Source organism: Pseudomonas sp. GW821-FHT02A11, assembly GCF_059421985.1.
Map to the genome: position 1 here is coordinate 160,951 of NZ_JBWKWB010000008.1, position 14,056 is coordinate 175,006.

At 60.2% G+C, this 14,056-nt stretch carries 11 protein-coding genes; 9 read left to right on the forward strand and 2 right to left on the reverse strand.

Translation table 11 applies throughout. From position 1 onward, the window contains the following. The first annotated feature begins 291 nt into the window (after positions 1–291). The 7 genes from AC07V9_RS14415 (at position 292) to AC07V9_RS14445 (ending at position 8,757) form a co-directional block, all read left to right on the forward strand. Positions 292–2,049: a carbamoyltransferase family protein gene (locus AC07V9_RS14415; RefSeq protein WP_495016378.1), complete on the forward strand. Its 1,758-nt coding sequence runs from the start codon at positions 292–294 to the stop codon at positions 2,047–2,049. After that, positions 2,033–3,163, forward strand: a complete 1,131-nt coding sequence (locus AC07V9_RS14420; protein ID WP_495016379.1) for a glycosyltransferase — start codon at positions 2,033–2,035, stop codon at positions 3,161–3,163. The genes AC07V9_RS14415 and AC07V9_RS14420 overlap by 17 nt, the downstream gene beginning before the upstream one ends. Then, positions 3,163–4,059, forward strand: a complete 897-nt coding sequence (locus AC07V9_RS14425; protein ID WP_495016380.1) for an antimicrobial resistance protein Mig-14 — start codon at positions 3,163–3,165, stop codon at positions 4,057–4,059. The genes AC07V9_RS14420 and AC07V9_RS14425 overlap by 1 nt, the downstream gene beginning before the upstream one ends. Continuing rightward, complete coding sequence (locus AC07V9_RS14430) at positions 4,056–5,465, forward strand: PIG-L deacetylase family protein (RefSeq protein WP_495016445.1); 1,410 nt, start codon at positions 4,056–4,058, stop codon at positions 5,463–5,465. The genes AC07V9_RS14425 and AC07V9_RS14430 overlap by 4 nt, the downstream gene beginning before the upstream one ends. Before the next feature lie 68 nt (positions 5,466–5,533). After that, positions 5,534–6,490 carry a glycosyltransferase gene (locus AC07V9_RS14435; protein ID WP_495016381.1) on the forward strand — a complete coding sequence of 319 codons (957 nt, stop codon included), beginning with the start codon at positions 5,534–5,536 and terminating at the stop codon, positions 6,488–6,490. Between the two features lie 114 nt (positions 6,491–6,604). Beyond that, positions 6,605–7,534, forward strand: coding sequence for a glycosyltransferase family 2 protein (locus AC07V9_RS14440; protein WP_495016382.1), 930 nt, complete (start codon positions 6,605–6,607; stop codon positions 7,532–7,534). Between the two features lie 86 nt (positions 7,535–7,620). After that, the gene (locus AC07V9_RS14445; RefSeq protein ID WP_495016383.1) at positions 7,621–8,757 is read left to right on the forward strand and encodes an O-antigen ligase family protein; all 1,137 of its coding nucleotides are present in this window, start codon (positions 7,621–7,623) and stop codon (positions 8,755–8,757) included. Here the strand turns inward: AC07V9_RS14445 and AC07V9_RS14450 are convergent. Continuing rightward, positions 8,748–9,410 carry a protein kinase family protein gene (locus tag AC07V9_RS14450; RefSeq protein WP_495016384.1) on the reverse strand — a complete coding sequence of 221 codons (663 nt, stop codon included), beginning with the start codon at positions 9,408–9,410 and terminating at the stop codon, positions 8,748–8,750. The two genes, AC07V9_RS14445 and AC07V9_RS14450, sit on opposite strands and share 10 nt — an antisense overlap. A gap of 106 nt (positions 9,411–9,516) precedes the next feature. On the opposite strand from AC07V9_RS14450, the gene msbA reads away from it, so the two are divergent. Together msbA and hldE are read left to right on the forward strand one after the other, a co-directional pair. Next, the gene (msbA, locus tag AC07V9_RS14455) at positions 9,517–11,319 is read left to right on the forward strand and encodes a lipid A export permease/ATP-binding protein MsbA (RefSeq protein ID WP_495016385.1); all 1,803 of its coding nucleotides are present in this window, start codon (positions 9,517–9,519) and stop codon (positions 11,317–11,319) included. A 141-nt stretch (positions 11,320–11,460) separates the two neighbouring features. Further along, the gene (hldE, locus tag AC07V9_RS14460) at positions 11,461–12,882 is read left to right on the forward strand and encodes a bifunctional D-glycero-beta-D-manno-heptose-7-phosphate kinase/D-glycero-beta-D-manno-heptose 1-phosphate adenylyltransferase HldE (protein WP_495016386.1); all 1,422 of its coding nucleotides are present in this window, start codon (positions 11,461–11,463) and stop codon (positions 12,880–12,882) included. Positions 12,883–13,060: 178 nt separating this feature from the next. On the opposite strand, the gene AC07V9_RS14465 is transcribed toward hldE, so the two are convergent. Further along, positions 13,061–14,029: a metal ABC transporter ATPase gene (locus tag AC07V9_RS14465; protein WP_495016387.1), complete on the reverse strand. Its 969-nt coding sequence runs from the start codon at positions 14,027–14,029 to the stop codon at positions 13,061–13,063. Positions 14,030–14,056 lie beyond the last annotated feature (27 nt).

A 14,056-nucleotide genomic window follows, 5' to 3' on the forward strand; every position in this document is an offset into this window, starting at 1 on the left:
GATGATTGCGCGTGCGTTCAGGCGTCAATCAATCACGACTCACTCAGGGCGTGGCGGTAGATATGTATTGCAGGGTGCGGGGCGAAGTACCGGGGTTCATCTATGCTGGCGCCATGGCGGGCCGGCAAGTGAGTGCGGAGCTGGCGTTGGTTGGGCGGTTTTATTCGCCCTGCGCCATATCTCACTTCATTACGCTATAATCCCGCCCTTTAGCTGCCCGCCGCACTTGCGCAGGCGCACCTTATTTATCAGGCGTACCACGCCTGCTGCAGACTTGAGAGGCTAGACCTAGTGGCATTGACGATCCTTGGCCTGTCCGGCGCCCTTAGCCATGATCCCTCCGCGGCCTTGTACATCGACGGCAAGCTGATCGCGGCCGCCGAAGAAGAGCGCTTCGTGCGCGACAAGCACGCAAAGAACCGCATGCCCTACGAGTCTGCGAAGTTCTGCCTTGAACAAGCGGGTATCAAGCCTTCCGATGTCGACGTGGTTGCCATCCCGTTCGCGCCGATCAGCCTGTTCGGTGAAGCGCGCTGGCATTACGCCAAGCGCTACTGGTACGCCCCGGATCGCGCCCTCGACGCCATCCTGATGGGCAACCGCCGCTACAAACGCTATCGCAACAAAATCGTCTGGTGCCTTGAACAACTGGGTTTCGACCCGAAAAAGGTCAAGATCGAGCCGGTCGAGCACCATCTGGCTCACGCCTCCAGCGCCTACCACTGCTCCGGTTTCAAGGAGAAAACCGCGATCCTGGGTATCGACGGCAAGGGTGAGTACGCCACCACGTTCTTCGGCTACGGCGAAAACGGCAAGATCCACAAGATCAAGGAATTCTTCGACCCTGATTCCCTGGGCGGCCTGTACGGCGCGATCACCGAGTTTCTCGGCTTTGAAATGCTCGACGGCGAATTCAAGGTCATGGGCATGGCGCCGTATGGCGACGCGACCAAATACGATTTCTCGCGTCTGGCCAGCTTTGAAAACGGCGAACTGGTGATCAACACCGAATACGCCAATGTCATCGGCCTGCGCCGTTATAAAGAGAAGGGCAAGGGCTTCTACTTCTCGCCAAAACTGATCGAGTGGCTGGGGCCCAAGCGCGAAGGCGACATCGCCGACGAACCCTACATCCACTATGCCGCCAGCATGCAGGCGCTGTTCGAGAAGCTGGCGCTGCAGATGATGGATCACTATCTGGGCGACATCCTCAAGGAAACCGGCAAGATCGCCTTCGCCGGTGGTTGCGCGCTGAACGTCAAGCTGAACCAGAAAATCATCGCCCGTCCCGAGGTCAAGGAGCTGTTCGTTCAGCCGGCCTCCGGTGACGCCGGTACCGCGGTCGGCGCGGCGGCGTACGTCTCCCACGCTCGCGGCGTGCCGGTCGAGAAGATGGAACACGTCTACCTCGGCCCTTCATACAGCAACGAAGACGTGATCGCGGCCTGCGCCCGTCACCCGAGCCAGCCCAAGTGGCGCAAGCTGGAAAACATGCCCGAGCAGATTGCCAAAATCATGGTCGATGGCAACCCGGTGGCCTGGTTCCAGGGGCGCATGGAGTTCGGTCCGCGCGCCCTCGGCGGTCGTTCGATCATCGGCTGCCCGAGCGTCGCTGGTGTGGCTGATCGCATCAACCATCAGATCAAGTTCCGTGAGCGCTGGAGACCTTTCTGCCCGTCGATGCTCGACACCGTCGCGCCGCAGATGATCAAGATCGATCACCCCGCGCCGTTCATGACCTTCACCTTCGAAGTGGCTGAAGAGTGGAAGACCCGCGTGCCGGAAGTCGTCCACGAAGACGGCACGTCCCGTGCCCAGGTGCTCAAGCGTGAATACAACCCGCGCTACTACGACATGATGAAGGCGCTGGAAAACCTGACCGGCAACGGCGTGTCGCTGAACACCTCGCTCAACCGTCGTGGCGAGCCGATGATCTGCTCGCCCACCGATGCCCTGAACATGTTCTTCGGCTCGGACCTGCAGTATCTGATCATGGAAGACATTCTGGTAGTCAAAGACGGCGCGGACACCTATGACACGCTCGGCTGAGCGTCATGTGCTGCAGTTCTGCCACGGCTATGATGGGCCGTTTCTGGACTGTGCTCGTCAATACGCCAGCCTGTTCGCCGGCAAGGGATACCGGGTGACCACGGTATTCCTGACCGGCGCTGCCGATCCTGACGTGGCCGCCGGCTGCGCTTCGGATGAAGTGCTGTTCATGGAATACAGCTCCAAGGCCGTTCGTGGCCTGAAGCTGGGCGCCATTCGCGATCTTCGTAAAATCGCTGCGTCCCGCAATTTCGCGTTCTGCATCGCCCACCGTTTCAAGCCAATCTACATCGCGTTGCTGGCAACCCGTTTGCCGGTGATCGGTGTGCATCACGCTTTCGGCGACTATCAACGTCGCAGCCGCAAACTGTTCGCGCACCTGTTTCGCATGCGCCTGAGCCTGCTCGGTGTGTCCGATGCGGTGCGAGACGACATGCGCAAGTGCCTGCCAAAGTGGCCGACCGGCCGGATTCAGACGCTGTACAACCGCATCGATGTCCAGGCGCTCGCCGCGACGCAACTCCCTCGCGAGCTAGCCCGCGAAGCCTTGGGGCTGCCGCAGGATGCGTGGATCGTCGGCAACGTCGGCCGTTTGCACCCGGACAAGGACCAAGCCACGTTGCTGCGGGGCTTCGCCCAGGCTCTGCCCAGCCTGCCTGCCAACAGCGAGGTGGTGATTCTGGGCAAGGGGCGTCTGGAGCAGGATCTCAAGGAACTGGCGATGGAGTTGGGCATCGGTCGGCAGGTCCTGCTGCGGGGGCAGGTCCCTCAAGCCAGTCGCTATTACAAGGCGTTCGACGCTTTTGCCTTGAGCTCCGATCACGAGCCCTTCGGCATGGTGCTGCTCGAAGCGATGGTCGCGGGTGTGCCGTTGATTGCAACGGCTGCCGGTGGCGCGAAGGAAGTCGTCGAAGGCGTGGGCATCCTGTTCCCGCTCGGTGATGCCGAGCATCTGGCCCAAGGCCTGGTTCATCTGTCGCGACTCGATGCCGAGCAACGCCAATCCTGCGCCGAAATGATGCTGGAGCGACTGCGTGAGCGATTCTCCGACGAGGCTGTTCGCAACGTGTTCTGGCGCTTGCCGCAAGTCACCGACCTGACTGCGGAGGCCTGATGCTCAATCGTTTTCAAGCCTGGCGCGAACGTGGCTGGACGCTGATCGATGCGCCTGCCTATGAGCAGGCCTGGCAGCGTTTCGGTGGCAGCGTTGCGACGCACCCGCTGGTAGTCGAGCGCTTGGCCGGCCTGGCCGCAATCCCGGTGCGTTATCTGGCCTGGGAGCACCGCGGCGACTTGAAAGCCGCGATCCCGACCTGGGGCCGCTCGCTGGCGTTGTCCAAGGACGTGCTCAAGCGCCACGGTAAGAAGGGTCTGTTCGACCTGGGCAATGCCGAGTTGATCCTGCCGGCGGCCGCCGATGCTCAGGTGCCGTTGCGTCACGCGGGGCGTTATCTGTCGGAACTGAATCAAGGCCGCATCGCGACGCTCAAGCCTCAGGCCGAATCCCTGGCCATAGCCCGTACCCCGGAAGACCTGTCGAAGAAATTCCGCTACAACCAGCGCCGCGAACTGCGTCTGCTTGAGGAGGCGGGGGGCGTTGTACGTCCGGTCACCGACTTCAGCAGCGCTGAGATCGCGCGCATGTACTGCGATCTGTTCCAGCGCCGCTGGGGCTTTGCCGCCACTGGCGCCGAGCGCATGGCTGATGTGGTCGAGCTGCTGCGCGAGCTGCTGATTGGCTCGGTGATTTTTCTCCATGACGCGCCCATCGCCATTCAGCTGATTTACCGCGTCGAGGCGCCGGAGTGGATCAGCATCGAATACATCAACGGCGGCGTTGACCCCGAAACCCGCGACTTCAGCCCTGGCAGCGTGTTGAGCTTTCTCAACACGCAAAGCGCCTGGGAGGATGCGCGCGCGCGGGGCAAGGCGCTGCGATTTTCCTTTGGTCGCGCCGATCGTGAGTACAAGGATCGTTGGTGCAACCCCGTACCGGTATTTCAGATTTGAGCCGCAAACAGGAACTGCTCAAGCGCCACCGCCGCAACAAGCGCCTGGCCTTGCTGGTGGCATTGGTGCTGCTGGTGCTGGTCGGCGTGCTGGTCGCCTGGTGGCTGCCGCTGGGGCTGGCGGTACTGGGTTGGATGGCCCATGAGGCTTGGTTTTCCGATCACCTGTTCTATTCGCCGGGCGAGGACTATCAGTACCAACTGCCTGCGCAGAACGAAGTGGCGGGTGTGCGTTTACAGGGGGATGCGCTGTCGTTCGAGCAGCTCCCCGAGCTGATCGGCGGCGAAACGCTGGTGTTGGGCCTGTCGATCAGAAGCTCATGGCTGGGGCGTTTTTTTGACCCCCGCATCGAACTGCGCGGCGCAGGGCTTGACGACGTTCAGGCGTTCGAGCGTGGCGTCAGCGGTTTGCGTTATCTCAATCTCACCGGTTTTCAGGCGGCGCTCATGTCGGGCGAGCTGCGCCTTCGCGGGCGTTATTGCCACATTCAGGGGCAGCCACGTCTGTGGTCGTTCCGCCACGACGATGCCCGCCGCCAACGCGTGATGGTCATCGCGCCCCACGCCGATGACGCCGAGCTGGCGGCCTTCGGGTTGTACAGCCAGGCCGATGAAAGCTGGATCGTGACCCTGACCGCCGGTGAAATTGAAGCCGAGCACTATCAGCAAATGGGCATGAGTCGCCCTGAGGCGGCTCGCTTGAAAGGCCGTTTGCGCGCCTGGGACAGCATCACCGTGCCGCGCTGGGCGGGCGTGCCGGAGTCGCGCTGCGTGCAGCTGGGGTATTTCTGTCTCCAGCTTCCAGCCATGCAGGCGGCACCCGATCAGCCGATCGCCTCGCGCGAAGCCGATCTGAGCGATACGCGGATATTCCGGCAGTTCAATACTCTGGCGCTGCCAGGCGATGTCGATGGTGCGCCGACCTGGAACAACCTGATCGCGGACCTGCGCGCGTTACTGGTTAAGGCCAGGCCAGAGGTGCTGGTCATGCCCCACGGCGCCATCGATCCCCACCCCGATCATATCTGCTCGCAAGCCGCTGTACTTGAGGCGCTGCAGGGTCTTGAGTGGCAGCCCCGAGTGATTCTCGGCTACGCCAATCACCTTCACGACAATGATCGCTGGCCAATGGGCAACGCCTACAGCGGTGTTTCGCTGCCACCGGTCTTCGATGCGACGCAGGCGCTGGTGCCTTACAGTATCGAGCTGAATATCGAACAACAGCGAGACAAGGCCATGGCCTTGGGTATGATGCATGACCTGCAGCCTTCGGCTGCGCTCAAGCGTCGGATACGCCGCTGGCTGCAGACGGTTTTGGCGGGTCGGCAGTGGCCGGCTGAAGGCGAAAATGAATTTTTCAGAAAGGCCGTGCGTCGTCACGAGCTGTTCTGGCGCAGAGAGCTCTGATCGCCCTCATGACCTCGCTGCAGGGGTGAGCGGCCGGCGGACAGTGATCCGGTTTGATAAGGAAGCCCATGAAGGTTCTATTTCTGGTTCAGAAAGAGCAGCGCGCGATTCTGGATCGTCTGTACGAAGGCGTTGCTGCCAACTGTGAGTGCGACCTGCGCTGGTTGGATTCGGATGAGCAGCGCAACCTGCGGCGCTATTTCCGCCAGCATGTCGACGTCACGAAGTACGACCGCATCGTGTTTTTCCTGCGTTTCAAGCAGGAGATCCGTCAGGCAGGTTTCATCCGCACCGTCCCCAATCTGGTCATCCTCGAGCACGATGCCTACCAGAACTACATCCCCTGCAAATACACCGGCAAGTTCAGCGCCCACTACCGCAAGCTGCCGTGGGTGCGCGTGCTGAGCTCCGGCTTCGTGGTCAGCGAGCGTCTGCGAGGGGAGGGCTTCGACGCCGTGTTCGTGCCCAAAGGCTACGATCAGACACTGCTCGCCGATCAGGGCCGCGAGCGGGACATGGAACTTGCGTTCGTCGGCAGCACCAACAGCGTCGCCTACAGCGGCCGCAAGGCCTTGCTGGACGAACTGGGGCGTGTGGAAACGCTGGTCGTGACCCGCACCAAGTCCGGTGAGGAATACTGCGATACGCTCAACCGCATTCGCTTCTTCGTCAGTGCCGACGTCGGCATGGGCGAATACATGATCAAGAATTTCGAAGCCATGGCGTGTGGCTGTGTGCTGTTTGCCTATGATCAGGGTGAGGCCGAAAACCGCGCGCTGGGCCTGCAGGACATGCACAATGTGGTGTTCTACAGCGATATCCCCCAGTTGCAGGAGAAGCTGGCCATTCTGCGAAACGATCCGGCACTGGCTGAGCGTATTGCGCTCAACGGACGCAACCTGGCAGTGTCGCAGTTCAGTTTTGGGGCCATTGGTGCAAGGATCGTTCGTGAGCTGGAACCGGCACTGCGTCCCCAGGCTCCAATGAGCGGTTTAGCGAAGCTGCGGGCAGTGCTGGGGATTTGATTTGACTGTTTTTTGCCCTGAGAATAATGATACTAATTTGAAACTAGATACTCTGCGCATGCCATTTTTATCACTGTCCGGTTGCCACAGCACCCGACGCCAGCTCTCAGGGGTTTGGCTATTGAAGGCGCAGCCAGAAGCCAAGGATCGAGTGCGGGTATGAAATGGCCATTAGTCTCGATTTTAGTGCCGTGTTTCAACCATGAACGTTACATCGAAGAGTCCCTGCTCAGCGTGCTGGAGCAGGACTACGACAATTTTGAACTGATCGTCGTCAACGATGGTTCGACCGACGCAAGCGCTGAGAAAATTGAGGCGCTGCGTCGTGTTCATGGTTTTCAGTTCTATCAGCAGGACAACCAAGGCGTCAGCGCTGCGCTCAATTATGCTTTGAGCCACGCGCGCGGTGATCTTGTGCTGACCCACGATTCCGATGACGTCATGCTGGCTGGGCGGATCCGCCGTCAGGTCAGCTACATGCAGGAGCACCCGGAAGTCGGGTTGCTGGGGGCAAAGGTCGTCTACATCGACTCCAATGGCAAACCGCTCAAACACAAGGTGGCCAGACAGGCGTTGGTGCAGCGCTGGAGTTTCGACGAACTACTGGCAGACGCCTATGCCGTCGGCGGGCCGGTGGCCATGTATCGCCGCGAGGCCATTGACAAGGTGGGTGGCTATGACCCCGCGATCAAGGTTCAGGATTTCCAGATGACCCTGCGCATCGCCAAGGCGGGCTATCAAGTGCACATTCTTCCGGACCGGGTCACGCTGTACCGACGTCACGACACCAATATTTCCAAGACTGCATACAAGAGTCAGTTGATCTATGACCTGAAAGTGATCGACGCTTATCGCGATAATCCAGCCTACGAAGCGGGACGCCTGGCGATCATCAACAAAGCGTTGAAGGAGTCGGTCGTGGCGGACAAGCCGTTCGCGCGTGGCCTGTTCGCCAGCATACCGGTGCACCGCTGGAATCGCGTGACGTGGAAGCGATTCAGACATTTTGTATTCAAATACCGTAAGCCCAAAGGTGCCCAGTGAGTCAGTTTCAAAACACCCAACCATGGGTCCACCGTTTTTTTTCAACAGGCAGCGAACAACTTCGTTCCATCTGCGACCATCTTGGCATGGCGGGTGTTTTGCTGGCCTTCGGTCTGTTCTGGAGTGTCGCTGGCGTTTTGCTGACGCCTACGATGAAGTTCTACAGCTGGCTGCTGACTGCATTCGTTTACCTGCCCTGCCTGTACCTGATCGTTCGTTATTTTCATGAGTTCCGCCATACGGTGCTCAATCGCCGCGAGCTGTGGCTGTTTTTGCTGCTGTTCGCCTGGTCGCTGGCTTCGCTGATGTGGAGCGCCGGGGCAGATCGCTACCTGACCATCATCAAGCGCGAACTGTTCTTTCTCATGCTGATCCTGGGCTGGATCGTCTGGGGACGGACGTTCAATCGGCCTTTGCAGAGCATGATGATTCTGTGGGGAGGGCTGGCGGGGCTTTACTCCTTGGCAGCTTTAATCGCCTATCCGATACGTGGTATCGACCGGATGTACGGATTCGGCGGCTTCATGGATAATCCCAATCCGGCCGGGTACACCATCGCCGCACTGGTCGTGCTCAGTTGCACCTGGTGGCCGCAGAAAGTCAGTGGCCGCATCATTTGGGCGCTGCTTCAGGCATGTTCGATTGTTTTCGTCATCATGACCGCAAGCCGTGGTTCGATCGTCTCACTGATGGCCGTGGCCGGGATGGTCGTGCTGCTGGGCGGCGGGCGGTTTCACCGCACCCTGGCGATCCTGGCCCTGGTCGCGACCGTAGCCTTGGCCGTTTTCGAGCCGTCGTTCCTGCAGCGGGGTGACTCCCAGCGTATGCAGCTGATCAAGGGCGCTATCGATCTGATTCACCAGCGGCCTTGGCTGGGTATCGGTCTGAGCAGTGATTATGAAGTCTCGGCGGGTGGTGTTGTCTTTGGCCATTGCCACAACCTGATATTCGACACTGCTGTGCAATTTGGCATTCCGTTCACAGTACTGTGGGGCGTGTTATGGCTGTGGCTGGGCTTGCGCGCCTGGCGTCACCGCGATGAGGCGCTGGGCATGGCCATTCTGATGATCTGGGTCTTCGCCACGGTCGCGGTGCAATTCGATGTGTTTACCGTGTTCGGACGGGCGCGTGCCATGTGGATGGTGGTGTGGATGCCGTTCGTGCTGTCGCTGTGTCTGGGCAAATCGGAACGCAGGGATACAGCCATCCCGCCTCAGGCCTGATCGGCCAGTGCCAGGTGCTCTGTGAGTACCTGACGTTTCCATTGATGAGCGCTGTGTTCGATGTAGGCCTCGAGAAACACGTCACCGTTTCCTTGCAGCAGCCAGGCGTGGTCGTTCTTGTAACGACGCATGTGCTGAAAGTTACGCAGACAAAGGCTTTTGCGCAGCGGGCGGCGCAGTGTCTTCAGGTCGGCGATGTCGATAAGCCCGAATTCGTTTTCCGGCGTCATCACCACATTGCCCAAGTGCAGCGAGCGAAAGTAAATCCCCTGGTTGTGCAACTCGGCTACGAAGCGTCCAAACTTTCGCAGCAACGCTACGTCGTTGAAATGCTCCGGCTCGGCAATCAACTGGCGCAGCGTACTGCCGGGCAGTGGCTGGTAATGCACGACATCACGCGCGATATCGCTCACCCGGTAGGTCTCCAGCACGTTCGGGCACGGAATGCCGCGTTTGTGCAGGGTCAGAGCGTTGTTGGCGAAGCGCTTGGCGTAGGGATACAGGGCCGCCGACGAGATCAGCCTTTTGCGCCGGAACAACTTCATGAAGTTGCCATCGGTCAGGCGCAGCACCTTGTCCCCAAAGAAGTCGGCTTCAATGACTTCAGCATCGCTGCGTAAGGCTTGGTAGTCAGAGTAGGCGAGTGCGCGCATGCGGGCTCCTTCGGAAAAGGCGGCCATCATACCTCAGCGGCTCACCCCAGGCCCAATGCTCTGCCTGTGTGTTAGTATTTCGGCTCTTTTTATCGTATCGATGACCATGAGCACGCCAGAAAAAAGCGAATCATCCAGCCTGAAAATCTATTTCCGACTGCTGACTTACGTTAAGCCTTACGTAGGTATCTTCCTGCTCAGCATCGTCGGTTTTGTCATCTTCGCCTCTACCCAGCCCATGCTGGCGGGCATCCTCAAGTATTTCGTCGATGGTCTGACCAACCCTGAGGCGGCGCTGTTTCCCAACACGCCGTACCTCAAGGACCTGCAATTGCTTCAAGCGGTGCCGCTGTTGATCGTGTTGATCGCGGCGTGGCAAGGCCTGGGGTCGTATTTGGGCAACTACTTCCTGGCCAAGGTTTCCCTTGGGCTGGTTCACGACCTGCGCGTTGAGTTGTTCAATAAGCTGTTGGTCCTGCCCAACCGTTATTTTGATACCCACAACTCCGGTCATCTGATTTCGCGCATCACCTTCAACGTGACCATGGTCACGGGGGCGGCGACCGACGCAATCAAGGTGGTGATTCGTGAAGGCCTGACCATCGTTTTCCTGTTCTTTTACCTGGTGTGGATGAACTGGAAACTGACCATCGTGATGCTGGCGATCCTGCCGTTGATCGCAGTCATGGTCGGCAGTTCGAGTAAGAAATTTCGTAAACAGAGCAAGAAAATTCAGGTGGCGATGGGGGATGTGACGCACGTTGCGTCGGAAACCATCCAGGGCTATCGCGTCGTTCGCAGCTTCGGTGGTGAGAAATACGAAGAAGAGCGCTTCGCCAAAGCCAGCACCAGCAACACCGACAAGCAACTGCGTATGACCAAGACCGGCTCGATCTACACGCCGATGCTGCAGCTGGTGATCTACACCGCGATGGCTGTGCTGATGTTCCTCGTGCTGTGGCTGCGCGGCGATGCGACTGCCGGTGATCTGGTGGCCTACATCACGGCGGCGGGCCTGCTGCCCAAGCCGATTCGTCAGTTGTCGGAAGTCAGTTCGACCATTCAAAAGGGCGTCGCGGGTGCAGAAAGCATCTTCGAACAGCTCGACGTCGAGCCTGAAGTCGACACCGGTACCGTGGAAAAAGAGCGGGTCGAGGGCCATCTGGAGGTTCGCAACCTGAACTTCACCTACCCGGAAACCGAGCGCAAGGTGCTGCACGACATCAGCTTCTCGGCAGCGCCCGGGCAGATGATTGCGCTGGTGGGGCGGTCCGGCAGCGGCAAGTCGACGCTGGCCAACCTGATTCCTCGCTTCTATCACCACTCCTCGGGCGAGATTCTGCTCGATGGCGTTGAGATCGAGAATTATCGCCTGCGTAACCTGCGCCGCCACGTGGCTCAGGTGAACCAGAACGTGACCCTGTTCAACGACAGCGTCGCCAACAACATCGCCTATGGCGATCTGGCCGGTGCGCCGCGTGCCGATATCGAGGCTGCAGCCGCCGATGCCTATGCCAGGGAGTTCATCGAGCAGTTACCTGAAGGTTTCGACACGCAGGTGGGCGAGAACGGCGTGCTGCTCTCCGGCGGCCAGCGCCAGCGATTGGCGATTGCCCGGGCGCTGCTCAAGAACTCGCCGCTGCTGATTCTCGACGAGGCGACGTCGGCGCTGGACACCGAGTCCGAGCGTCACATCCAGGCTGCTCTGGATCACGTGATGAAAGGCCGAACCACGCTGGTGATCGCTCACCGGCTGTCGACCATCGAACGAGCCGACCTGATTCTGGTGATGGATCAGGGCTGTATCGTCGAGCGCGGTACTCATGCCGAGCTCCTGGCGCAGAACGGCTATTACGCCCGCCTGCACGCCATGGGGCTCGACGAGCCAGCGCCGGTCGGGGCTGTGTGATTGTGCCTGTGGGAAACGGCTCGGCCGTTTCCCACAACTAAATAATCCGCTGTGTCAGACCGACTTTTCCTCAAGGCCTCAAGCCTTCGCAACCCTGTGCTAAGATTCGGCCCCTGTTCATTCTTAGTTACGGGTTGTTCGATGAAGTTGTCCATGCCGCGTTTCGATCAGGCACCAGTTCTCGTGGTGGGCGACGTCATGCTCGACCGCTATTGGCATGGCGGTACCTCAAGGATTTCCCCCGAAGCGCCGGTGCCGGTGGTCAAGGTCGATCAGATCGAAGACCGTCCGGGTGGCGCCGCCAACGTGGCGCTGAACATCGCAGCGCTGGGCGCCAAGGCGTCGCTGGTTGGTGTTACCGGTGAAGACGAAGCCGCCGAGAGCCTAAGCAACAGCCTAAAGGCCGCAGGCGTGACCGCTCGCTTCCAGCGCATCGCGCATCAGCCGACCATCGTCAAATTGCGGGTCATGAGCCGCCACCAGCAACTGCTGCGCATCGACTTCGAAGAACCGTTCGCCACCGACGCCGTGGCGCTGAGCACTGAGGTCGACGCGCTGCTCGAAGGTGTCAAGGTGCTGGTGCTTTCCGACTACGGCAAAGGCGCGTTGAAAAACCATCAGGGGTTGATCAAGGCCGCTCGCGACCGTGGCATTCCGGTGCTGGCCGATCCGAAGGGCAAGGACTTCGCCATCTATCGCGGCGCCAGCCTCATTACCCCGAACCTCAGCGAATTCGAAGCCATCGTCGGCCATTGCGTCGATGAAGCCGAGCTGGTGGCCAAGGGGGCGCAACTCATGGCCGATCTGGAGCTCGGCGCGCTGCTGGTGACCCGCGGCGAGCACGGCATGACCTTGTTGCGCCCTGACCAACAAGCGCTGCACCTGCCAGCCCGCGCCCGCGAAGTGTTCGACGTGACCGGCGCTGGCGACACTGTGATTTCCACCCTGGCGGCAGCCATGGCGGCAGGAGAAGAATTGCCCCACGCGGTGGCGCTGGCCAACCTCGCAGCCGGCATTGTTGTCGGCAAGCTGGGTACGGCGGCGATCAGCGCGCCTGAACTGCGCCGCGCCATTCAGCGGGCCGAAGGTTCCGAGCGTGGCGTGCTGAGCCTCGACCAGCTGCTGCTGGCCATCGACGACGCTCGCGCTCATAACGAGAAAATCGTGTTCACCAATGGCTGCTTCGACATTCTGCATGCCGGCCACGTTACCTACCTGGAGCAGGCGCGTGCTCAGGGCGATCGTCTGATCGTTGCGGTCAACGACGACGCCTCCGTCAGCCGTCTCAAGGGGCCGGGCCGTCCGATCAACAGCGTCGACCGTCGCATGGCGGTACTGGCGGGGTTGGGCGCGGTGGACTGGGTAATCAGCTTCCCGGAAGGCACCCCTGAGAATCTGCTGACCCACGTCAAACCGGACGTACTGGTCAAAGGCGGCGATTACAGCGTGGATCAGGTGGTCGGCGCGCCGATTGTCCAGGCCTACGGTGGCGAAGTGCGGGTGTTGGGGCTGGTGGAAAACAGCTCGACCACGGCCATCGTCGAGAAGATTCGCGGGCAGTAGTTCAGTCGTCGTTGGGCCTCGGTATTGGGGATTCCGAAGGCGGCGCTTTCGAACTGTGGGAGAATTTTTCGCGAAAAAATAGGCCAGGCGACGCAGATGTGTTGATCGTCCTGGTCCTTCGCGAAGGAATCGCTCCCACAGGGTTTTGCCTATACCAATAAAAGTGTGTCGTGGCCTATTACTTGTGCAGCTTCTGCCGCGCCATGCGCAGCAGCTGTTTGGCACCTACTTTCAACCGACGCTTGATCCCGGTCTTCTTCGCTTTCGGCGGCACCATGCCTTGCTGCAGCAGCCAGTCCTTCCAGCGAATCCTCTCCTCGCGCACCACCCAGCCCTCCTGCGCCGCAAAACTCTCCGCCAGGTAAAGCCCCCGGGTACCCGCCGGTGACAGCTTGTCGTTCTTCAGGGTGTACAGCTCTGGCAGCGGCGAGCCGTTTTCCAGTGGCATCAGATAAAGGTCAGGCTTGCTGCGATTGAGCCGCGCGACCAGTTGATCGTTCTCCAGACTCTCGTCGACGTGAAACAGGCTCAAAGGGCGTGCGTCTTTCGGCACTTCCAGGCGCATATCATAGATCAGCTGCAATGACGCGGTCGGTAAATGCACGTAGGCGCGGGGCCGCTCGATCAGGTTCAGGCTGCCGCAGCGCACCGGGCGAGCCGCGCCGGACAACGGGCTCAGGCGAAAGGGCATGGCCTCGCGATAATGCAGGGCAGCCGCGTAGGGCGCCGGCAGCCAAGTGTCGTTGAAACGTCCGCTGAGCCAGCCTTGCGGGGTTTCGATCAGGCATTCCTCTGCCACTTCCTGGATCGCCGTCAGCAGCGGCAAATTCAGCTCGTGGGCGGGGACATAGCCGGAAATCAATTTCAGCACCACGTCGCCCCGATCCTGGCGACGTTGACGCACGAGCACCCAGTAATCGCGGTTTTGCCAGTTGAGGGTCAACCGCACCGACACGCCCAGATTCGCCAGCTCCGTGGAAAAACGCTCGCTACTCTCCACCTCGATCTTGCGACGGCGTTGCAGGGTCTGAGAGAAGTTGAGCGGCATCCCGACGCTCTGGTAACTCAGGCCTTCGGGAGTGGCTTCGACGAGCAGCGGCAGGGTCTTGAAGTTGCTGGGGTTCTTGCGGATCAGCGTTCGCGGCATATCGGCTCCTTCTTGCGTTGGGGTCGG

Excerpts from the sequence above, each read along its gene's own strand:
- AC07V9_RS14425 (WP_495016380.1), top strand. The coding sequence starts at position 3,163 with ATGCTCAATCGTTTTCAAGCCTGGCGCGAACGTGGCTGGACGCTGATC.
- msbA (WP_495016385.1), top strand. The coding sequence starts at position 9,517 with ATGAGCACGCCAGAAAAAAGCGAATCATCCAGCCTGAAAATCTATTTC.
- AC07V9_RS14445 (WP_495016383.1), top strand. The coding sequence starts at position 7,621 with ATGGCGGGTGTTTTGCTGGCCTTCGGTCTGTTCTGGAGTGTCGCTGGC.
- AC07V9_RS14450 (WP_495016384.1), bottom strand. The coding sequence starts at position 9,410 with ATGCGCGCACTCGCCTACTCTGACTACCAAGCCTTACGCAGCGATGCT.
- AC07V9_RS14465 (WP_495016387.1), bottom strand. The coding sequence starts at position 14,029 with ATGCCGCGAACGCTGATCCGCAAGAACCCCAGCAACTTCAAGACCCTG.
- AC07V9_RS14420 (WP_495016379.1), top strand. The coding sequence starts at position 2,033 with ATGACACGCTCGGCTGAGCGTCATGTGCTGCAGTTCTGCCACGGCTAT.
- AC07V9_RS14435 (WP_495016381.1), top strand. The coding sequence starts at position 5,534 with ATGAAGGTTCTATTTCTGGTTCAGAAAGAGCAGCGCGCGATTCTGGAT.
- hldE (WP_495016386.1), top strand. The coding sequence starts at position 11,461 with ATGAAGTTGTCCATGCCGCGTTTCGATCAGGCACCAGTTCTCGTGGTG.